This window comes from Marinobacter sp. (genome assembly GCF_041687235.1).
GTDB lineage: Bacteria > Pseudomonadota > Gammaproteobacteria > Pseudomonadales > Oleiphilaceae > Marinobacter.
The window spans coordinates 54,843-75,824 of sequence record NZ_JAWLCH010000011.1 but is presented as its reverse complement, the minus strand read 5'-3'; the positions used below and the strand labels follow the sequence as shown (position 1 = coordinate 75,824).

17 protein-coding genes are annotated in these 20,982 nt (G+C 58.2%); 14 read left to right on the top strand and 3 right to left on the bottom strand.

The window, feature by feature from the left end:
• The first annotated feature begins 201 nt into the window (after positions 1-201).
• From ACESMK_RS14900 to ACESMK_RS14890, 3 genes are all read left to right on the top strand, one after another.
• Positions 202-348, top strand: a complete 147-nt coding sequence (locus tag ACESMK_RS14900; RefSeq protein WP_373000382.1) for a lmo0937 family membrane protein — start codon at positions 202-204, stop codon at positions 346-348.
• 92 nt (positions 349-440) lie between these two features.
• Positions 441-1,436, top strand: coding sequence for a peptidase U32 family protein (locus ACESMK_RS14895; RefSeq protein WP_373000379.1), 996 nt, complete (start codon positions 441-443; stop codon positions 1,434-1,436).
• A gap of 12 nt (positions 1,437-1,448) precedes the next feature.
• Entirely contained in the window at positions 1,449-2,351 is a 903-nt protein-coding gene (locus tag ACESMK_RS14890; RefSeq protein WP_373000376.1) for a U32 family peptidase, read from the top strand.
• On the opposite strand, the gene ACESMK_RS14885 is transcribed toward ACESMK_RS14890, so the two are convergent.
• The 3 genes from ACESMK_RS14885 to ACESMK_RS14875 form a co-directional block, all read right to left on the bottom strand.
• The gene (locus ACESMK_RS14885) at positions 2,335-2,826 is read right to left on the bottom strand and encodes an SCP2 domain-containing protein (protein ID WP_373000373.1); all 492 of its coding nucleotides are present in this window, start codon (positions 2,824-2,826) and stop codon (positions 2,335-2,337) included. The genes ACESMK_RS14890 and ACESMK_RS14885 overlap by 17 nt on opposite strands.
• A 68-nt stretch (positions 2,827-2,894) precedes the next feature.
• Positions 2,895-3,554 (bottom strand): two-component system response regulator NarL, encoded by a 660-nt coding sequence (narL, locus tag ACESMK_RS14880; RefSeq protein WP_373000370.1) that lies wholly within the window; start codon positions 3,552-3,554, stop codon positions 2,895-2,897.
• A gap of 17 nt (positions 3,555-3,571) precedes the next feature.
• Positions 3,572-5,431: a histidine kinase gene (locus ACESMK_RS14875; RefSeq protein ID WP_373000367.1), complete on the bottom strand. Its 1,860-nt coding sequence runs from the start codon at positions 5,429-5,431 to the stop codon at positions 3,572-3,574.
• 181 nt (positions 5,432-5,612) lie between these two features.
• Between ACESMK_RS14875 and ACESMK_RS14870 the strand changes: the two genes are divergently transcribed.
• The 11 genes from ACESMK_RS14870 (at position 5,613) to nosZ (ending at position 20,876) form a co-directional block, all read left to right on the top strand.
• Positions 5,613-6,881, top strand: coding sequence for an MFS transporter (locus tag ACESMK_RS14870; protein WP_373000364.1), 1,269 nt, complete (start codon positions 5,613-5,615; stop codon positions 6,879-6,881).
• A 130-nt stretch (positions 6,882-7,011) separates the two neighbouring features.
• Entirely contained in the window at positions 7,012-10,755 is a 3,744-nt protein-coding gene (locus tag ACESMK_RS14865) for a nitrate reductase subunit alpha (RefSeq protein WP_373000361.1), read from the top strand.
• Positions 10,752-12,326 carry a nitrate reductase subunit beta gene (gene narH, locus ACESMK_RS14860; protein ID WP_373000358.1) on the top strand — a complete coding sequence of 525 codons (1,575 nt, stop codon included), beginning with the start codon at positions 10,752-10,754 and terminating at the stop codon, positions 12,324-12,326. Before ACESMK_RS14865 ends, narH begins: the two co-directional genes overlap by 4 nt.
• A gap of 10 nt (positions 12,327-12,336) precedes the next feature.
• Positions 12,337-13,077 (top strand): nitrate reductase molybdenum cofactor assembly chaperone, encoded by a 741-nt coding sequence (gene narJ, locus ACESMK_RS14855; RefSeq protein ID WP_373000355.1) that lies wholly within the window; start codon positions 12,337-12,339, stop codon positions 13,075-13,077.
• A 23-nt stretch (positions 13,078-13,100) separates the two neighbouring features.
• A complete protein-coding gene (gene narI / locus ACESMK_RS14850; protein WP_373000508.1) occupies positions 13,101-13,778 on the top strand; it encodes a respiratory nitrate reductase subunit gamma in 678 nt (225 codons plus the stop codon).
• A 137-nt stretch (positions 13,779-13,915) separates the two neighbouring features.
• A complete protein-coding gene (locus tag ACESMK_RS14845; protein ID WP_373000352.1) occupies positions 13,916-14,722 on the top strand; it encodes a peptidylprolyl isomerase in 807 nt (268 codons plus the stop codon).
• Positions 14,723-15,053: 331 nt separating this feature from the next.
• On the top strand, positions 15,054-15,803 hold the full coding sequence (locus tag ACESMK_RS14840; RefSeq protein WP_373000349.1) for a Crp/Fnr family transcriptional regulator: 750 nt from the start codon (positions 15,054-15,056) through the stop codon (positions 15,801-15,803).
• A 33-nt stretch (positions 15,804-15,836) separates the two neighbouring features.
• Positions 15,837-16,223 carry a putative zinc-binding protein gene (locus ACESMK_RS14835; protein ID WP_373000346.1) on the top strand — a complete coding sequence of 129 codons (387 nt, stop codon included), beginning with the start codon at positions 15,837-15,839 and terminating at the stop codon, positions 16,221-16,223.
• Between the two features lie 36 nt (positions 16,224-16,259).
• The gene (locus ACESMK_RS14830) at positions 16,260-16,661 is read left to right on the top strand and encodes a ribonucleotide reductase subunit alpha (RefSeq protein ID WP_373000343.1); all 402 of its coding nucleotides are present in this window, start codon (positions 16,260-16,262) and stop codon (positions 16,659-16,661) included.
• A 158-nt stretch (positions 16,662-16,819) separates the two neighbouring features.
• Positions 16,820-18,919: a transcriptional regulator NosR gene (gene nosR, locus ACESMK_RS14825; RefSeq protein ID WP_373000505.1), complete on the top strand. Its 2,100-nt coding sequence runs from the start codon at positions 16,820-16,822 to the stop codon at positions 18,917-18,919.
• A gap of 61 nt (positions 18,920-18,980) precedes the next feature.
• On the top strand, positions 18,981-20,876 hold the full coding sequence (gene nosZ, locus ACESMK_RS14820) for a TAT-dependent nitrous-oxide reductase (RefSeq protein ID WP_373000340.1): 1,896 nt from the start codon (positions 18,981-18,983) through the stop codon (positions 20,874-20,876).
• Positions 20,877-20,982 lie beyond the last annotated feature (106 nt).

Here is a 20,982-nt window from a genome sequence, read left to right as displayed (position 1 = left end):
TAATCCTGTGTTAATCGACTGATATAGATCAAGAAAAAACGCAGGTAAGTAGTAGTGCGCAGAGTACCACCCTGGGGGTAGTTTCTACCGTTGGTGTGCCAGCGAACAGAGCGACCTGGTTCGATGCGTTAGATTCGTTATCCCGGACCACGAGAAAAGCTGTCCGTGGTCGGACTCCGGGCTTAACAGGGAGAAATCGTCATGCTGGAAACAATTGCCGTTATTCTTATCATCCTTTGGGCTCTGGGTCTGGTGACCTCTTATTCCATGGGCGGTTTTATCCATATCCTGCTGGTGATTGCGATTGTGGTCATCCTGCTCCGGGTAATCCGGGGTCGCAGCCTCTGACAACCCGCCATCGGGCCCAGTGCTGACAAAGGTCAAGGCAGTTACCGGGCGAGAGACGGTAAGGTACCGGCATTCTTGCAGTGGAGAATGCCATGGAACTTGTCTGCCCCGCTGGCAGCCTGCCGGCACTGAAAACCGCGGTGGATAACGGCGCCAACGCCGTGTATTTCGGTTTCAGAGACAGCACCAACGCCCGCCAGTTTGCCGGCCTGAACTTCAACGATAAACGCGCCGCTGAAGGGGTTGAGTACGCTCACCTGCGGGGTGCGAGAGTCTTCTGTGCCATCAACACCTACCCGCAACCGGATGGCTGGGCGCAATGGAAAAGCGCGGTGGACCGCGCAGCAAACCTTGGTGTAGACGCCATTATCCTGGCTGATATGGGGCTTCTGGACTATGCCGCCAACAAATACCCGGATACGCCCCGACATCTCTCGGTGCAGGGTTCTGCAACAAGCTACGAAGCGCTTTCCTTCTACAAGGACAACTTCGACATCCGTCGGGCCGTTCTGCCCCGAGTGCTCTCGGTGGACCAGGTCCGGGGCGTGGCAAAGCACAGCCCGGTTGAGCTTGAAGTTTTTGCTTTCGGTAGCCTCTGCATCATGGCTGAGGGCCGCTGTTACCTCTCTTCCTACCTGACCGATGAGTCCCCCAATACACGCGGTGCCTGCTCTCCCGCCAAGGCTGTGCGCTGGCAGGAAACGCCCCGGGGGCTCGAATCCCGGCTTAATAATGTGCTGATTGACCGGTATGGCCAGGGTGAATCCGCCGGCTACCCGACGTTGTGCAAGGGCCGCTTTGAGGTGGCGGGCAACGTTTACCACGCCATTGAGGAGCCTGTCAGCCTGAACACCCTGGATCTTCTGCCTGAGCTCAGGGATCTGGGAATCTGTGCGGTGAAAATCGAGGGGCGTCAGCGCAGCCCCGCTTATATCGCAGATGTGGCACGCACATGGCGGCACGCCCTCGACAATCTCGAATCCGACGCCAGTGCGTTCACCGTTGAACCTCAATGGCAGAACACACTGGCAGGTCTTTCCGAAGGAGGCCTCACCACACTGGGTGCCTACCATCGTAAGTGGAAATAAGGTTCTGCGATCATGATGAAGTTATCTCTGGGCCCCATCCTGTGGTTCTGGTCCAAACAAAGCGTCTTTGATTTCTATGCCAAAGCGGCCGAATGGCCGGTAGATACCATTTACCTGGGCGAAGTGGTGTGCTCACGCCGGCGGGAACTGAAGCCGGATGACTGGCTGGACCTGGCCCGGGACCTGAAAGCCTGCGGCAAGAACGTGGTGCTCTCCACGCTCACGCTGGTTGAATCGGAAGCCGATCTGCGCCGCCTGCGCAGGTTCTGCGAGCAGGATGAATTTCTGGTGGAGGCCAACGATCAGAGTGCCCTTCAGGTGGCTACCCGTAACAGGATTCCGTTTATCACCGGCCCGTCCATGAACATCTACAACACCGCCACCCTGAAGATTCTGGCCAGACAGGGCCTGCAGGGCTGGAACCTGCCGGTGGAGCTGGGTAAGCAAACGCTGGAACTGCTTATTGAAGAACTGAATCAGGAAGGACTGGATCTGCCGGCGGAAGTATTCTCCTGGAGCTTCCTGCCGCTGGCCTGGTCGTCGCGCTGCTTTACTGCCCGCCATTACAACCTGCCCAAAGACAACTGCGAGTTCCGCTGCCTGGAGTATCCGGATGGCATGGAGTTGCGTTCCCGGGAAAGCCAGGAGCTGTTCCGCATCAACGGGATTTCTACCTTGTCTGGCTCCCGTTACGACCTGATGCGGGAGTTGCCGGATATGGAGCGTATGGGGGTAAGCACCGTGCGCCTGAGTCCGGAACATCTGGGCATGGAGGAGGTAGTCAAACGCTTTGATCAGGTACGCCGGGGTGAAGTGCCCGTCTCCGACCCGCTGCAACTGGTGGAAGCGCCGCCCTGCAATGGCTATTGGTATGGCAAGCCAGGGATGGATCTGGTTGTCAGCCAGGGCGTTTAAAAAGGGTTACAAGGTGCCAGTCCAGACTATCCAGGAGGTTTTTCAGGCCGAGCCCCAGCTCTGTATCCCCCTCAATGACCAGTCTCCGCTGGAAAAACAGTTGGTCTGGATCCTGCCGACGCTCCGCAAGGGTTTTGAAGGCAGCCAGTGAACCACGGATGGTCGCCTCTCCCGGGCCGTCGATTACGCGGAGCCGGCCCGCCCAGAAACCAAGGGTAATGCCGGGCTGTCCTCCGTTAACCTCCAGCCGAATACGTCTGCCCTCGAAATCATCGAATTCTCCGTCATCAATTGCCTGGGCAAAAATGCGATTAAGCGGCGCTTCTGCAGCCAGCTGCTTCAGAGGCATCGGAATTCGGTGATCAATAGCGCCTAGCATGGGCGCGGGGGAGGGCAGGTACTCCTGAAGGACGGAAAGTGTTTGCCCAATGAGGGGAGAGTTCAGGGAGGCGATGGAAGCTAGTGGAAAAGCCATGCTTTACTCCGGGCGGTCAGTAACCGGCACAGAGTAAAGCAAAGTGCTCTGGAACGATTTGATATAACTCAGCCTTTGTGCAGGCCTTCTTCCACGGCCCAAACGGCCACTTCGACTCGTGAGCGCAGGTTCAGTTTCTTCAGCAGGTGCTTCACGTGAACCTTCACCGTCCCGTCACTGATGTCGAGTTTGCGACCAATCATCTTGTTGGACAGACCCTCGGCGATCAGACGCAGAATGTCTTTTTCCCGGGGAGTCAGGCTGTCGAAATCCGGGCGTGCTGCTTGCTGGGGCTTGTTGGAGCGCAGCGCCTCGGCCAGCAGTGTGGTCAGTCGGTCACTGATCACCATTTTGCCCACGGCCGCCTGATGTAGCTGGGTGATCATGTCTTCCGGTTCCATGTCTTTCAGCAGGTAGCCGTCTGCCCCGGCCCGAAGTGCCGCCACTACGTCGTCTTCCTGGTCTGACACGGTGAACATGACGATGCGGGAGCTGATGTTCTGTTCGCGCAGCTTCCTGAGGGCCTCAATGCCGTCCATTTCGGGCATGTTCAGGTCCATCAGAATCAGATCCGGCTCCAGTTCGGTGGCCAGACGAATGCCGTCGGCAGCATTGCTGGCCTCCCCGGCAACGACCATATCGTCTTCCATATCGATCAGCTGTTTGATGCCCTGGCGAAGGAGCGGGTGGTCGTCAATCAGCAGAATACTTGCGGGTGACTCAGACATCGGGATCTCTCTTGTTTTCAGGCGTTTGATGCTTCTGTGGGAATAAGATTGCGGCTTTTCGGAACAAAGAGCAACGTGACCTCCACACCCCCTTCATCCCGGTTGCTCACGTCTACCTTGCCGCCCAGGGTTCGGGCGCGGTCCTGCATGATGATCAGGCCGTAGTGGTTGATGGGCTGATCACTGCCGGGCAGTCCCTTGCCATTATCCCGGATGTGAACCCGGACCTGGGGAGATTCGAACAGGACATCCACGGTGATGTCCGTGGCATCGGCATGTTTGACCGCATTGGCGAGACCTTCCCGCACAATTTGCAGGGTATGGATTTCTTCATTGGGTGACAGAGTCTGGGGCGGCAGATTGTAATTCAGCTCAACCGGCTTACCCAGCCGCGCGGAAAATTCTTCAATGGTCTTTTGCAGGGCGGTAGACAAATCCGGCGTGTCCAGCTTCAGCCGGAAGGTAGCCAGCAATTCGCGGAGCTGCCGGTAGGCGCTGTTCAGGCCGTTACTGAGTTCATCAAGAATGGCCTCATGAATCTGTTGCTGCTCACCTTCAATGTTGAGGCGCCGCAAACGGGCAACCTGCATTTTCAGGTAGGAAAGCGACTGGGCCAGTGAGTCGTGGAGTTCGCGGGCAATAACTGTGCGCTCTTCGGCAAGTGTTTGCTGCTGTTCCTCGGTGATTTGCCGCTCCAGGAAAATGGCGGTGGCCAACTGGTCACTCAGGGTTTCCAGCAGTCGGCGGGCAGTTTTTGACAGTCCTTCCTTAGCGGGGTACCAGACTTCCAGTGTGCCGAGTAGCTGTCCAGGCGTCCGGATTGGTAGCAGTAGCCGCCGACCATCATTGGTTTCCACGGGCAGCTCGTCATATGCCTCGGGCGTTACCAGGCAGGCGTTGCAGTGGTGGTCACGGCAGTAAAACGGCCGTTCGCGGGTGGCTGTGGTGATTGCCTCCACCGGCTCTGCGGATTGTTTGTCGTGGAGGTAAAGGCGAATGGGACCGATGCCCAGTAACTGCTCAAGCTCCTGAAGCATGGGGATCGCCCCATGGCACAGATCGTGTTTTGCAAACAGATCTCGACTTGCCGAGTGCAACAGCTGAAGGGCGGCGTGGCTCTTTTCAAGCTCCTCCGTTTTAAGGCGAGCCCTCTCTTCCAGTTCGTAATAGGTCAGAGCCAGCTCGCTGGTCATCTGGTCAAAAGCCTGGCCTAGCTGTGCCAGCTCGTCGGAGCCGGTCAGGTTGGCCTTACGGGAAAAGTCCTGATCGCCCACCGCGATGGCGATACTGACCAGCTTGCGCAGTGGCTGCAGAATGCGGTTTTTCAGATCAATAAACAGCGCGACGATGATCAGGATGGAAAAGGCCAGACTGATAATCTGGATCAGGTGGAGCAGGTCGATGCGGGCCTCGGTTCGCTGTTCCAGCATGTTCACCAGTTGGTCCACTTCATCGACGTAACTCTGGGTTGAGGTCAGCATGGCTTCGGAAACGGGGGTGCCCTGGTCGTGCTCCTGCAGGGCAGGCCGAAGCATGGTCACCCAGGACGCCAGAATGGTCTGGTACTGGGCGGCCAGCGGATGGTCCCGGCTCTCGGGGATCGCCTTGGTGATGCCAGAGTCACTCAGTTTGGCCTCGTAACGGTCCAGCGTCTGCCCGATTGACGTTCCCCCGGACTCTGGAACGGCAGGGCCCGCGGTCCGGGCAAGAAGCTGGAAGGCGCCCATGCGCAGGGCCCCGGCCAGATTGATCGCGGTGGCATTGCCCTCGATACTTTTGGATACCGCAAGGGTGGTCGCCATGCTGACAAGGGCTGTCAGCACCACTGCGCCAACGACGATCGCGATTCTGTTTACGAGCGGGCTTCTGGGCGTCATTTGATCTCTTGCGCGTCAATGCGTTTGGTGGGGCAGGCTGGATTATGCCTCTCACGAAGATTCCGTAATACCTCCTTGAGGATAGTCAATTACCCCAATAGTCGTTAACCCATCATAATCTTTGACCCCTTCACGATCAAAAGATGAAACTGAAAAGCAGGTTTTTACAAGAGCGATAGTAATGAAGTCCGAATCGGATCGTGCAGATGACCGGCTGGCGTCATTGGCAGTGGTTTTGCCGTTGGCGGTGGCGGGCTTTGTCGTCGCGGCTGGCTGCTGGACCCTGTTTGCAGTGGCCGGCGTGCACCTTCGATCGGAACTCAATCTCGGCAACTTTCAGTTTGGATTCCTGTTGGCCATGCCGATGGCGGTAGGAGCGGCGCTGGCAGTTCCAGCCGGTCTGGCGGCGCAAAAATTCGGCGCCCGCCGGATCATGCTGATCTGTCTGGCAGGTCTTGCTGCCTGTATGGTGATACTGCTGACTACTGATACCTTCCTGGGGTATCTGATTGCTGCTGGCGGCCTCGGGCTCGCCGGCGGTTTCTACACGGCCGGTTTGCAGTTCGTGACGAGCCATTGTGAATCCTCACGATTGGGTCTGGTACTTGGCGTGTTTGGTGCCGGTGTCACTGGCGCCGGTTTCAATTACTACCTGGTGCCGCTGTTCCACGAGGCGTTTTCCTGGCACGGAGTTCCCCTGGCCTATCTCATCGTGCTTGTGCTGGTCCTGGCGTTATTGATTATGCTGACCGATCCGGAAGACGCAGCGGCGGATCCGAGCGCTGAAACTTCTGTCAGGGTGTTGCTGCGCAGGATGCGCGCAAAGCGGGCCGGGCAGCTGTGTGGTTATTTTGGCGTTGTGGCCGGGAGTTTTTTTGCACTTGCCTTATGGTTGCCGGATTACCTCTCTGCCCAGTTCGGGTTGCCAGTGGACTCCGGCGCGCGCTTGGCGCAATGGTTTGTTATTCCGGGTGCTCTGGCCCAGATCGTGGGAGGAGGGCTGTCGGATCGCTTCGGTAGCGCAAAGGTAGTCAGCCGAGCGCTGTTGGTCTGCCTGATCGCATTGTTCGTTTTGTCCTATCCTCCCATGACACTGTTCATTCAGGGCGTTGACGCCACAATCCGAGTGGAATTTGCTTTGCCCATGCGGGTTGAGGGTGTGTTTGTGGTTACCCTCGGATTAGCCATGGGCTGCACTATGGGGAGCCTGCAGAGGCTGGTTATATTCGAGAACCGACCAGTCGCGGCCCTTATAGCCGGGCTGCTACTGGTAAGCGCCTGTTCTGTTGCCTTTGTTCTGCCGGTGGTTTTCAGCAGCGTTAATCACTGGCTTGGCGTTCGCAGTGCGGTCTTCATGATTCTTTTCCTGCTCCTGGTCAGCTGCCTGTTCCTGTTCGCCCGGGAAAGCCGCCGGCACGAGCGCGAGCACCTTCTCCACCCGGGGATATAAGCCGCCTACCCCCAGGGTGGTAGAAGCGGGTTATGAGGTAGTAACCACGCAGATTTCGCGGTTTTTCTCGCACACAATGGTCTCAAATCGGAACAACGATCCAGCAGACGGGTTGATGGAGAAAGAGACCATGAGTCATTTGATCGATAAACTGAGCTACTTCAAAAAGAAGCGCGAGCCGTTCGCGAACGGCCACGGCGAAACCCACGACGTGAGCCGCGAGTGGGAAGACAGCTACCGCCAGCGCTGGCAGCACGACAAGATCGTGCGCTCCACCCACGGCGTAAACTGCACCGGCTCCTGCAGCTGGAAAATCTACGTGAAGAACGGCCTGGTCACCTGGGAAACCCAGCAGACCGACTACCCCCGTACCCGTCCGGATCTGCCCAACCACGAGCCTCGCGGCTGCCCCCGCGGCGCCAGTTACTCCTGGTACATGTACAGCGCCAACCGCCTGAAGTACCCGCTGATGCGCAAGCACCTGATGAAGCTCTGGCGTGCGGCAAAAGTGGAGTACAAGGATCCGGTGGATGCCTGGGCCTCGATTGTCGAAGATCCCAGGAAAACGGCGGAATACAAGCCTCGCCGCGGTATGGGCGGGTTCGTGCGCTCCAGCTGGGAGGAAGTCAACGAGCTGATCGCCGCCTCCAACGTCTACACCGCCAAGAAGTATGGCCCGGACCGCATCATCGGCTTCTCGCCGATTCCCGCCATGTCCATGGTCTCCTACGCTGCCGGCAGCCGCTACCTGTCCATGATCGGCGGCGTGTGCATGAGCTTCTACGACTGGTACTGCGACCTGCCGCCGGCCTCTCCCCAAACCTGGGGTGAGCAGACCGACGTGCCCGAGTCCGCCGACTGGTACAACTCCGGCTACATCATTGCCTGGGGCTCCAACGTACCCCAGACCCGTACCCCGGATGCCCACTTCTTCACGGAAGTGCGCTACAAGGGCACCAAGACCGTCGCCATTACCCCGGATTACGCCGAAGTCTCCAAGCTTTCTGATGAGTGGATGAATCCCAAACAGGGCACCGATGCCGCTCTTGGCATGGCCATGGGCCACGTGATCCTGAAGGAATTCCACGTTGACAAACCCAGCGAGTACTTCACCGACTACGTGCGTCGATACACCGACATGCCGTACCTGGTCATGCTGGACGAAAAAGACGACGGCAGCTTCGTGCCGGGCCGCTTCCTGCGAGCCAGCGATCTGGTGGACGGTCTGGGCGAAGAGAACAACCCCGAGTGGAAAACCATCGCGATCGATGAGGCTTCCGGTGAGCTGACGGCTCCCAACGGTTCCATTGGCTACCGCTGGGGCGAAAAGGGCAAGTGGAACCTGAAGCAAACCGCCAAGGGCTCCGATGTGAACCTGCAGCTGTCCATGGTCGAGAAGCACGATGACGTTGTGGACGTTGCCTTCCCGTACTTTGGTGGTATCGAGCACGACCACTTCAAGCACGTGGAAATCAAGGATGTCCTCAAGCACAAGCTGGGTACCCGCAAGGTGCAGCTTGCCGACGGCTCCGAAGGTCGCGTAGTCACTGTTTATGACCTGATGGTGGCCAACTATGGCATCAGCCGCGGCCTGGGCGAGGATGACGGCGCCACGTCCTATGACGAAGTGAAGCCCTACACCCCGGCCTGGCAGGAAAAGATCACCGGAGTACCCGCCGAGAAAGTGATCCGCATTGCCCGTGAGTTTGCCGACAACGCCGACAAGACCAAGGGCCGTTCCATGGTCATCGTGGGTGCCGGTATGAACCACTGGTACCACATGGACATGAACTACCGCGGCCTGATCAACATGCTGATCATGTGTGGCTGTATCGGCCAGAGCGGTGGCGGCTGGGCCCACTATGTTGGCCAGGAAAAGCTGCGCCCGCAGACCGGCTGGCAGCCGCTGGCGTTTGGCCTGGACTGGCAGCGTCCGCCCCGGCACATGAACTCCACCTCCTTCTTTTATGCCCACTCCGGCCAGTGGCGCTACGAGAAACTGGGTGTGGACGAAATCTTGTCGCCGCTGGCGGACAAGTCCAAATTCGGTGGCAGCCTGATTGACTACAACGTTCGTGCCGAGCGCATGGGCTGGTTGCCCTCTGCCCCGCAGCTGAATCGCAACCCCCTGGGTATCGCCGCCGAAGCCGAGAAAGCCGGCATGGAAGTGGCTGACTATGTGGCGCAATCCATGAAAGACGGTTCCCTGGCGTTTGCCAGCGAAGATCCGGAAGCGCCGCAGAACTGTCCGCGCAACCTGTTCATCTGGCGTTCCAACCTGCTGGGCTCCTCCGGCAAGGGCCATGAGTACATGCTCAAGTACCTGCTGGGCACCAAGAGCGGCCTGCAGGGCAAGGACCTTGGCCATGAAGGCGGCGCCAAGCCCCAGGAAGTGAAATGGCGTGACGAGGCGCCGGAAGGCAAGCTGGATCTGCTGGTGACTCTGGATTTCCGCATGTCCACCACCTGTCTGTACTCAGACATCGTTCTGCCGACGGCCACCTGGTACGAAAAGAACGACCTTAATACGTCTGACATGCACCCGTTCATCCACCCGCTGACAGCTGCTACCGATCCGGCCTGGGAAGCCCGCAGTGACTGGGAGATCTACAAGGGCATTGCCAAGGCATTCTCCAAGGCGACCGAGGGTCACCTGGGTGTCGAGAAAGATGTAGTGACCCTGCCTCTGCTGCATGACGCGCCGGCCGAGCTGGGCCAGCCCTTTGATGTGAAGGACTGGAAGCGCGGTGAGTGCGACCTGATCCCGGGCAAGACCGCGCCTAACTTCATTACCGTTGAGCGGGACTACCCGAACACCTACGCACGGTTCACCTCGCTTGGGCCTCTGATGGACAAGCTGGGCAATGGTGGTAAGGGCATCAGCTGGAACACCGAGAAGGAAGTGAACTTCCTGAAAGAGCTGAACTATACCCATATCGAAGGCGCCAATGCCGGCCGGCCGAAGATTGAAAGTGCCATTGATGCGGCAGAAGTGATTCTGACCCTGGCACCGGAGACCAATGGCCAGGTGGCAGTGAAGGCGTGGGCTGCCCTGTCTGAAATGACCGGCCTGGACCACACCCACCTGGCGAAAAACAAGGAAGAGGAAAAGATCCGCTTCCGGGACATCGTGGCGCAGCCACGCAAGATCATCTCCAGCCCCACCTGGTCTGGTCTGGAAGACGAGCACGTGTCCTACAACGCCGGCTACACCAACGTCCACGAGCTGATTCCCTGGCGCACCCTGACCGGGCGTCAGCAGTTCTACCAGGACCACGAGTGGATGCGCGCCTTCGGTGAGAGCCTGCTGGTGTATCGCCCGCCCATTAACACCAAGGCGGTGGGCAGCATGATTAACCAGCGCAGCAATGGTAATCCCGAAAAACCGCTGAACTGGATCACGCCACACCAGAAGTGGGGGATTCATAGCACCTACAGCGACAACCTGTTGATGCTGACATTGTCCCGCGGTGGCCCGATTGTGTGGCTGAGTGAGGACGATGCCAAAGAGTTGGGTATTGAGGACAACGACTGGATCGAGCTGTTCAACGCCAACGGCGCCATCGCGGCCCGGGCCGTGGTGAGCCAGCGCGTGATGCCGGGCATGGTGATGATGTACCACGCCCAGGAGCGGATCGTGAACATTCCGGGCTCGGAAATCACCGGAACCCGGGGCGGTATCCACAACTCGGTTACCCGGGTTTGTCCGAAGCCGACCCACATGATCGGCGGCTACGCCCAGTATTCCTACGGCTTCAACTACTACGGCACCGTAGGCTCCAACCGCGACGAGTTTGTGGTGGTTCGCAAGATGCACAACGTCGACTGGCTCGACGGTGAAGGCAAAGACACTGTTCAGGAGGCTGTAAAATGAAAATCCGTTCCCAAGTCGGCATGGTGCTGAACCTGGACAAGTGCATTGGTTGCCACACCTGTTCAGTGACCTGCAAAAACGTATGGACCAGCCGCGAAGGCATGGAATACGCGTGGTTCAACAACGTCGAGACCAAGCCCGGTATCGGCTACCCGAAAGAGTGGGAGAACCAGGACAAGTGGAAGGGCGGCTGGATGCGCGACAGCTCCGGCAAGATCCGCCCGAAAATCGGCGGCCGATTCCGGGTGTTGGCGAACATCTTCGCCAACCCGGACCTGCCGGAAATTGACGACTACTACGAGCCGTTCGATTTCGATTATCAGCATTTGCACACCGCAGGTGATAGCAAGCACCAGCCGGTCGCCCGGCCGCGCTCGCTGATCTCCGGCCAGCGCATGCAGAAAATCGAATGGGGTCCGAACTGGGAAGAAATCCTCGGTACCGAGTTCGCCAAGCGCCGAAAGGACAAGAACTTTGACCAGGTGCAGGCGGACATTTACGGCCAGTTCGAAAACACCTTCATGATGTACCTGCCGCGCCTGTGCGAGCACTGCCTGAACCCGGCGTGTGTTGCCAGCTGTCCGAGCGGTGCGATCTACAAGCGTGAGGAAGACGGCATCGTCCTGATCGACCAGGACAAGTGTCGCGGCTGGCGGATGTGTGTCTCCGGCTGTCCGTACAAGAAGATCTACTTCAACTGGAAGACCGGCAAATCCGAGAAGTGCATCTTCTGCTACCCGCGCATCGAAGCCGGCATGCCCACCGTGTGCTCTGAGACCTGTGTGGGCCGTATCCGCTACCTCGGTGTGCTGCTGTACGACGCAGATCGCATCGAAGAAGTGGCCAGCGCGCCCGGCGAGCATGAGCTGTACGAGAAGCAGCTGGAAATCTTCCTGGACCCGTTCGATCCGAAAGTGATCGAGCAGGCGAAGAAAGACGGCATTCCGATGAACGTGATCGAAGCCGCTCAGCAGAGCCCGGTGTACAAGATGGCAGTGGACTGGAGACTGGCCCTGCCGCTGCATCCGGAATACCGCACCCTGCCCATGGTCTGGTACGTGCCACCCCTGAGCCCGATCCAGTCTGCGGCGGAAGCCGGCAAGGTGGAGTTCGACGGGGTATTGCCCAAGATCGAAAGCCTGCGGATCCCGGTGAAATACCTGGCGAACCTGCTCACCGCCGGTGACGAGAAGCCGATTGTGCTGGCTCTCAAGCGGATCATGGCCATGCGCCTGTACAAGCGCGCCGAAACCGTGGAAGGCAAGGAAGACCTGCGTGCCCTTGAGGAAGCCGGTCTGACCAAGGCCCAGGCGGACGAGATGTACCGCTACCTGGCCATCGCCAACTACGAGGATCGCTTCGTGATTCCCACCAGCCACCGCGAGCTGGCGAAGGAAGCCTTCCCGGATGCTACTGCCCATGGCGAGCGCAACGGCTGCGGCTTCAGCTTCGGTGAAGGCTGCAACGGCGACAGTAAGTTCAACATGTTTGGTGGCCGCAAGCAGACCACCAGCATGGTCCAGAAGTTGTCGACCGTGAAGCAGGTTGACCCCAAGCAGCTGCAGGAATAAGGAGGCCGAGATGCAACTTTTGAAAGTACTGGCACGGGTACTTGAGTACCCGACCGAAGAACTCCAGGCCTCCAAAGACGCCCTGATAGCCGCTGTCCTCGAGGACAGCCGGCTGCCAAGGCAGAACAAGGAGCAACTGCTGCGCTGCGTCGAAATGCTGTGCGATGGCGACCTGCTGGACATGCAGGAAAACTACGTCGGCATGTTCGACAAAGGCCGGGCCACGTCGCTGCTGCTGTTCGAACACGTGCACGGGGAATCCCGCGACCGTGGTCAGGCCATGGTGGACCTGATGGAGGAATACCGCAGCAACGGTCTGGAAATCGATGCCAGGGAACTGCCGGATTACCTGCCGCTGTTCCTGGAATACCTTTCCACCCGTCCCTGGGACGAGATCCAGAACTGGCTGGAGGACATCCACCATATCCTGGGCTTGCTGGGTGAGCGTCTGTACCAGCGGGAAAGCTTCTATCACGTGGTGATGGATTCGCTGCTGACTCTCTCCGGGCGCGCGGCGAACCGTCAGGAGCTGGCCAAGATCGTCGCTTCAGAGGAGCGCGACGATACCCCGGAGGCGCTGGATAAGGTCTGGGAAGAGGAAATGGTGAAGTTTGTTGATGATCAGGGCAGCTCCTGCAGTACCGGCAACGTTGTAGGCCAACGCCGCCGGGAACTGGAACAGACCCAGACCATTCACCTGAGTGATCAGCTGATGACGGACGCAACCCCCCGTCAGGCAGGGCGCGCCTGAGGGCGCAGGAGGAAACGGAAATGATGTCCTATCTCAATACACTACTGTTCGGGGTTTATCCCTACATTGCTATCGCGATCCTCGTGATTGGCACCTGGGCTCGCTATGACCAGGGCCAGTTCACCTGGAAAGCCCATTCCAGCCAGATGCTGCGCAAGAAAAACATGGTGATGGCCAGCGTGCTGTTCCATGTCGGCGTACTGGTGATCTTCTTCGGCCACCTGGTGGGCCTGCTGACACCGCACGCGCTCTACGAGCCGTTCATGACCCCCGGCACCAAGCAGATCCTGGCGATCGTGGTCGGTGGTATTGCCGGCATCATGGCCATCATTGGCGGCGGCATGCTCGCCTGGCGCCGGCTGACGGATCCGCGCGTGAAGGCCAGCAGTACCTTTGCCGACAACATGATCATTATCATCCTGGTTGTTCAGCTGATCCTGGGCATGCTCACCATTCTGCCCACCATGGGCCACCTGGATGGTAGCACCATGCTCAAGTTCTCCGCCTGGGCCCAGGGCATCGTCACCCTCCAGGGCGGCGTGGCCGGCTACATTGCCGACGTGCACTGGATCTACAAGACCCACATCTTCCTGGGCCTGACCATCTTCGTACTCTTCCCGTTCACCCGCCTGGTGCACATGCTCAGCGTGCCGGTGGAGTATTTCGGGCGGAAGTACCAGGTGGTGCGCAAGCGGGCGTAATGGTGTGAATTGAGGTGACGGTGTCGGATTACGCGTGGCGGGGCCACGCTAATCCGACCTACCCGAGCCCGAAACCCCAACCGTAGGTCGGATTAGGCGAAGCCGTAATCCGACAACCAGATCAAAAGGTAACCATCATGCAACTGATCCCCGTTGGCGACGCTGAAAAGCCCAGAAACCAGTTCCCGCCGGTCACCGTGGGTGAAACCCTCATCGACGAAGACGACATCGCCCGGGAAATGCAGCACCACCCGGCGGAAGAAGTCGCCGAAGCCTGGCATGAAGCCGCCAGAAGCCTCGCTATCCGTGAACTCCTTCTGCAACAGGCCAGCCGCTTGAGCCTGGACGATATCGCCGATGAAGAAGACCGCATCGCCCGCGTATTGGAACTGGAACTCAACGTTCCCGATCCCACCGAGCAGGACTGCGAACGCTTCTACACCGCTAATCCAGCCCGCTTCCGAAGCCCCACACTGATGGCCGTCAGCCACATCCTCCTCGCCGCCGCCCCGGACGACGTCCAGGAACGCATCCGCCAGGAAGAAGCCGGTCACCAGCTGCTGTCATCCCTCATTGACGGCCGCTCCCAGTTCGCCGAACTGGCCAAACAATACTCTGCCTGCGAATCCCGTCACCAGGGCGGCAGCCTCGGCCAGATCAGCAAAGGCCAGACGGTGGAAGAATTCGAGCGCCCGGTCCTGTCCCTCCAGGAAGGCCTCAACCCGGAACTGATCGAAACCCGCTACGGCTGGCACATCGTCCGCGTCGATCAACGAATCGACGGCCAGCAGCTCCCGTATGAGCACGTCAAACCCCAGATCCGGCAGTACCTGAGTGAGAGCGTAACCCGACGGGCATTCCGTCAATATCTGCAGGTTCTGGCAGCGGAAACGGGTGTGGAAGGAGTAGATCTCGAACTGCCCGACTCGCCCCTTATGCAGTGAACAGGATGATCTGAAGGTTAACTCCCTGGTTTGGAGGATGGTGGGCCGGTTAGCTTTCCAAAACTGTGCGGAGCCATGGATGGCGGAGCCCAAGCACCACATGGATGTGCCGCAAGGAGCGTGTTTTGGAAAGCTAACCGGCCCACCATCCTGTGCTCCCATGTCAAAGTTTTAGTTCCCCGAGTAGTTAGCAATAAAACACTTTGAGTTAGATCAATTACTCCCGAATAACCCCCCAACTACCCCCATGGGGGGAGCGATTTTTAACCACTATCCCTCTACTATTTTAAACATGATTTTGGATGCATGAATATGCAGAGAGGATACACCAATGGCACTCACACAAACGGCCGAAACCCGCTACACCAAACCCGTCCTGGTCGCAGTGAACAAACCGTTTGACGACGAAGACGGCCTCCAGGCCCTGCGCAGCCATCCCTTGTTCTCGGAACTCAATGGCAAAGACCTGCAGCACCTGATCCAGCAATCCCGAAGAATCCGCCTTGGTCATCACCAGTTGCTTTACCGCCAGGACATGCCGGCGCACCATTTCTTCTTCGTGATCTCCGGTCGCCTGCGTCTGTACCGCCTCGACTCCTCCGGCATCGACCGGACCCTCGACAGCATCGCCCCGGGCGACTGCTTTGCCGAAGTCATGATCTACGCCGATCCGCCCCGGTATGCCTGCTACGCCGAGGCCCTGAAATCCAGCGAAGTGCTGATGATTCCGGTCAAGGCCTATCAGGACATGCTTGAGAGCAACCCGCAGTATGCGCAGGCTGCGCTGCGTCATTATGCCAAGCGGGCAGTTTCCCGATTTCACGATCTGGAAATCATGACCGTGCAGAACGCCCGGGACCGGTTGATCCGTTACCTGATCGACCTGTTGCCCAATGGTGTGGAAGAGGGTGGAGAAGTGGAACTGCCACTACCCAAGTGCCTGGTGGCGTCCAGGCTGGCCATGCAGCCGGAAACGTTCTCCCGGATTCTGGCGGATCTCAAGTCCAACGGACTGGTAAGGGTTAACCGTAGCCGGCTGTTCATTTCAGATCCCCAGAGGCTTATCGAGATCAGCCAGTAACCAGGCCTCGAGGCTCTGAAAGAAGGAGGAAAAATGTCCGCCAGAAAGCAGCGCCCGCTGATTTACTCATGTTCCGGCTGCTCCGATGTGGCGCAGCTGGCCAATAACGCGGCGGTTCGGCTGGACCATGCCGGCGAATTCGAAATGTCCTGCATTTCCGGGGTCGGCGGCAAGGTGCCCACACTGGTAAAGACCGCCCGATCCGGTCGCCCGATCACCGTCATTGATGGCTGCCCTCTGCATTGCGCCCGGGCCTGTCTTGAAAACATCGGAGTCGAGCCCGACGAGCACGTCCGGCTCTACGAGTTCGGTTTCAAAAAACACTATGGACAGAGCTACGGTGATGAAGCTGTAGAGGAAGTGTGTGAAGAGGTTCGCAGGCTCACCTTGTCCGGCCAGTTAATTGCCCGCCAGGCGTAGATCGCGGCGGCCCGATACCAGCAAGGATTCATCAACATGATCAGCAGTTATAGCGACCTGATTCAGGCCTCTCGCAGCCAGCAGGAAGCCCAGCGCCTGTTATTCGTATTTTGCCGGGCGGAACTGCCCGATGATGCCTCCGCCGACGAAAGAGCAGCTTTTGAGCGGGGTGAGGGCGGCGCCCTGACACCAGTGATCTGCGTGGACAAGACGCCGGATGAAGCGCCGGATTTTGACGCCCTTGCTGAAGAATCCCGAACCACAGGGCAGGCATGGGATGTGGTGTTCATCGCCGCCATGTCCGGCCGTGGTGGCATGGCGCCTTCAACCGACGAAGCGCAGCAGCCGCTGACCATGATGGTGGAGTCTATCCGCCTTGGACATATCAGTAATTACCTTCCTCTCGATTCACAGGGAAACGCTGTCAGTCTCGGCTGACAGCGTGTACCGGGCCGGCTTTTCGCTCAGGCGTATCCAATAAGAGGTATTTGATTTTCCTCTAATAAGCTTAGGCTTGATTCAGTGCGGTGTTACTTTTCAGGGAGCCTTCAGTGACTGCTTTTTTCCGCTTGGTATTCTTCTTGTTCACGTCGATTATGGCTGTGGCCCTGGAAGCGGCACCGCTGGCTCAATATGAGCCTGTGGCCGGCCGGCAGGTGATCCAGAAAGCCTTTCCGGAAGTCAGCTCGGTGGTTCCCCGTGAAGGCAACCGTGCCATTCAGGAACTCTACGCCGGTGAAGAGCTGAAGGGCTACGCTTACCAGTCCCTGGATTTTGTCCAGACCCCCGCCTACTCAGGTAAGCCTGTGAATGCCATGGTCGTGCTGGATGCCGAAGGCACGATCAAGGCTGCCAAGGTTATACACCATGATGAGCCGATTCTTCTGGTGGGCATCCCCGAAAGCAAAATGCACGACTTTACCGACCAGTACACCGGCCTCAGGGCGGATCAAAAGGTCACGGTTGGTGGCACATCAAACGAGCGCAAGATTGCCGTAGACGGCCTTTCCGGCGCCACGGTAACCGTGATGGTTATCAATGAAGTTATCATGCGTACCGCCCATCGGGTGGGTGTAGAGCTGGGCATGGTTGATGGCGAGGATGGAACCCGTCCCCCACAGGCCACGATAGACAAGCAGGCCTACGAAGAGAAAACCTGGCAGTCACTGACCGGTGACGGTTCTGTGCGCCGGCTATTGCTCACCAAAGGCCAGGTGGATGATTCCTTCAAGGGCACGGACGCCGAGGGTGTTGATACCGCGGGCCCGGAAGAAAGAAATGAGCCGCTGATCGATCTGTATGCCGCCTACCTGGATGCGCCGACGATCGGCCGGAATTTGCTGGGTGAGAACCAGTACCAGTGGCTTACGACCGAGCTGAAAGACGGCGAGCATGCCATTGCCGTGATGGCCAACGGTGACTACTCCTTCAAGGGATCGGGCTATGTTCGTGGCGGCATTTTCGACCGGATTCAGATTCGTCAGTTCGGCGACACCTTCAACTTCCGCGATCTGGATTTTTACCGGCTCAGTGACGTCTACGCCGAGGGCATGCCCGAGTTTTCTGAAATGGCGATTTTCATTATTCGCCAGCAGTACAACTTTGATCCTGGTACACCCTGGACCCTTGAACTGACCGTCAAGCGTCAGACCGGCCCCCTGGACAGCGAATTCCAGGTGTTTCCGCTGGAGTATCAACTGCCAGAGCAATATTACACCCGTCCCGAGCCGGTCGTTTCCGAGGAAGAATGGCTGGAGAGCCAGCCCATGTGGGTGCAGGTATGGTACCAGCGGGAGTTCCAGATTGTGGTGCTCGGTATCGGTATCGGCGTGCTGATGTTCATCCTGTTCTTCCAGGACTGGCTGGTGAAAAAGCCGAAGATGATGCGCTGGATCCGCCACGCCTTCCTGACCTACACATTGTTCTTCATCGGCTGGTATGCCATGGGGCAGCTGTCCATCGTCAACGTACTGACGTTTGTGAACAGCCTGATCAGTGGCTTCAGTTGGGAAACCTTCCTTATCGACCCGGTGATTTTCATTCTCTGGGCTGTCGTGGCGGGCATCATCTTACTCTGGGGGCGAGCGGTTTATTGCGGTTGGCTGTGCCCCTTCGGCGCACTGCAGGAGCTACTGAATGAGATCGCCCGCAAGTTAAAGGTGCCCCAGTACACCGTGCCTTTTGCTGTGCACGAACGGCTATGGGCCATCAAGTACATCATTCTGCTGGTGCTGTTCGGGGTGTCGCTGGATTCCATGGCGACCGCCGAACGGCTTGCCGAAGTGGAGCCCTTCAAGACCGCGATCACGCTCAAGTTTGATCGTAGCTGGCCTTTCGTGACCTACGCCGTCCTGCTGCTGGTGGTCAACCTGTTCACCCGCAAAGTGTTCTGCCGCTACATGTGCCCCCTGGGCGCCGCACTGGCGTTGCCAACCAAGCTGCGGGTGTTCGACTGGCTCAAGCGGCGCAAGGAATGTGGCAATCCGTGTCGGTTGTGTGATCACGAGTGCGAAGTCCAGGCCATTCATCCGGACGGGCACATCAACTACATGGAATGCCATTACTGCCTGGATTGCCAGATGACCTATTTCGATGACCACAAGTGTCCGCCGCTGATTGTGAAGCGTCGCGGCAAGCGCCGAGGTCATAACGCACCTGGCCACCCGGAGGCAATTCCCGTGGTTCAGGTGACCTGAGTAGTCCCAAAAAAAAGCATGAGAAGCAAAACCGCCATTACCAATAACGGAGTTGGATAGTATGAAAAAACGAGATGATCTGACCAAGGGTACGCCGGAACTCCCGGAAAGCGGCCAGAGCCGCCGTCGGTTTATGGGCGCTGCAGCGCTTGCAGGTGTTGCCGGGGCAACCGGCCTGGGGGCTTCCGTTATGTCGCGGGAAGCCTTCGCGGCTGCTGCCAAGGAAGCCCGCAACAAGATCCACGTCGCACCTGGCGAGCTGGATGAATACTACGGCTTCTGGAGCGGCGGTCACCAGGGGGAGGTGCGCGTGTTGGGCGTTCCGTCCATGCGTGAACTGATGCGGATTCCGGTGTTTAACGTGGACTCGGCAACCGGCTGGGGCATTACCAATGAAAGCAAGCAGGTTCTTGGTGGCGACCGCCAGTATCTGAACGGTGATTGTCACCATCCCCACGTATCGATGGAAGATGGCCGATACGATGGTAAATACCTGTTTATCAACGATAAGGCCAATACCCGCGTCGCGCGGATCCGCCTGGATATCATGAAGACAGACAGGATTACGCACATCCCGAACGTCCAGGCCATCCACGGTCTTCGTCTGCAAAAGGTGCCCAGGACCAACTACGTGTTCTGCAATGCCGAGTTCGTGATTCCACAGCCCAACGATGGCAGCGAATACAGCCTGGAAAACAGCTACACCATGTTCAACGCGATTGATGCCGAGACCATGGAAGTGGCCTGGCAGGTGATTGTTAACGGTAACCTGGATAACACCGATGCCGACTACACCGGCAAGTATGCTGCCTCTACCTGCTACAACTCCGAAAAAGCGGTGGATCTGGCTGGAACCATGCGCAACGACCGGGACTGGGTTGTTGTGTTCAATATCGAGCGCATCGCCGCTGCGGTGAAGGCAGGTAACTACAAGACCATTGGCGATTCCAAGGTGCCGGTCATTGACGGTCGGGGCGAATCCGAGTTCACCCGCTACATTCCGGTGCCCAAGAACCCGCACGGTCTGAACACCTCTCCCGACGGCAAGTACTTCATCGCCAACGGCAAGCTGTCGCCGACCGCTTCTGTGATTGCCATCGACAGACTGGATGACCTGTTCGATAACAAGATTGAACTGCGTGACACCATCGTGGCTGAGCCGGAGTTGGGTCTTGGGCCTCTGCACACTACCTTCGACGGTCGTGGCAACGCCTACACCACGCTGTTTATCGACAGCCAGGTGTGCAAGTGGAACATTGCCGATGCCATCAGGCATTACAACGGCGAGGATGTGAACTATATCCGCCAGAAGCTGGATGTTCACTACCAGCCGGGCCATAACCACGCCTCCCTGACCGAGTCCCGGGATGCCGATGGCAAGTGGCTGGTGGTTCTGTCCAAGTTCTCCAAGGACCGGTTCCTGCCGGTAGGGCCTCTGCACGCGGAGAACGATCAGTTAATTGATATTTCCGGTGAGGAAATGAAGCTGGTTCACGATGGTCCTGCATTCGCAGAACCTCATGACTGCATTCTGGTACGCCGTGACCAGATCAAGACGAGGAAGATTTACGATCGTGACGATCCGATTTTTGCCTCCGCGGTTGAGCAGGCGAAGAAGGATGGTGTGACTCTGGAGGCCGACAACACGGTAATTCGGGACGGCAATAAGGTGCGGGTCTACATGACGTCGATTGCGCCTCAGTTCGGCATGACCGAGTTCAAGGTGAAAGAAGGCGACGAGGTGTCCGTGTACATCACGAACCTGGACACCATTGAGGATGTGACTCACGGTTTTTGCATGGTGAACCATGGTGTGAGCATGGAGATCAGTCCTCAGCAGACGGCTTCGGTGACCTTCACGGCCGGCAAGCCGGGCGTGTACTGGTATTACTGCAACTGGTTCTGTCATGCGCTGCATATGGAGATGGGTGGTCGCATGCTTGTTGAGAAGGCCTGATAGGCTTCCCTTTCGCCAGGGCTCCTTTTGGGGGCCTGGTGATTTCCCGGCTTTCGAGAAGCAAACCAAGAGGAGAACCCTGTCCAAAACACGCTCCTTGCGGCAC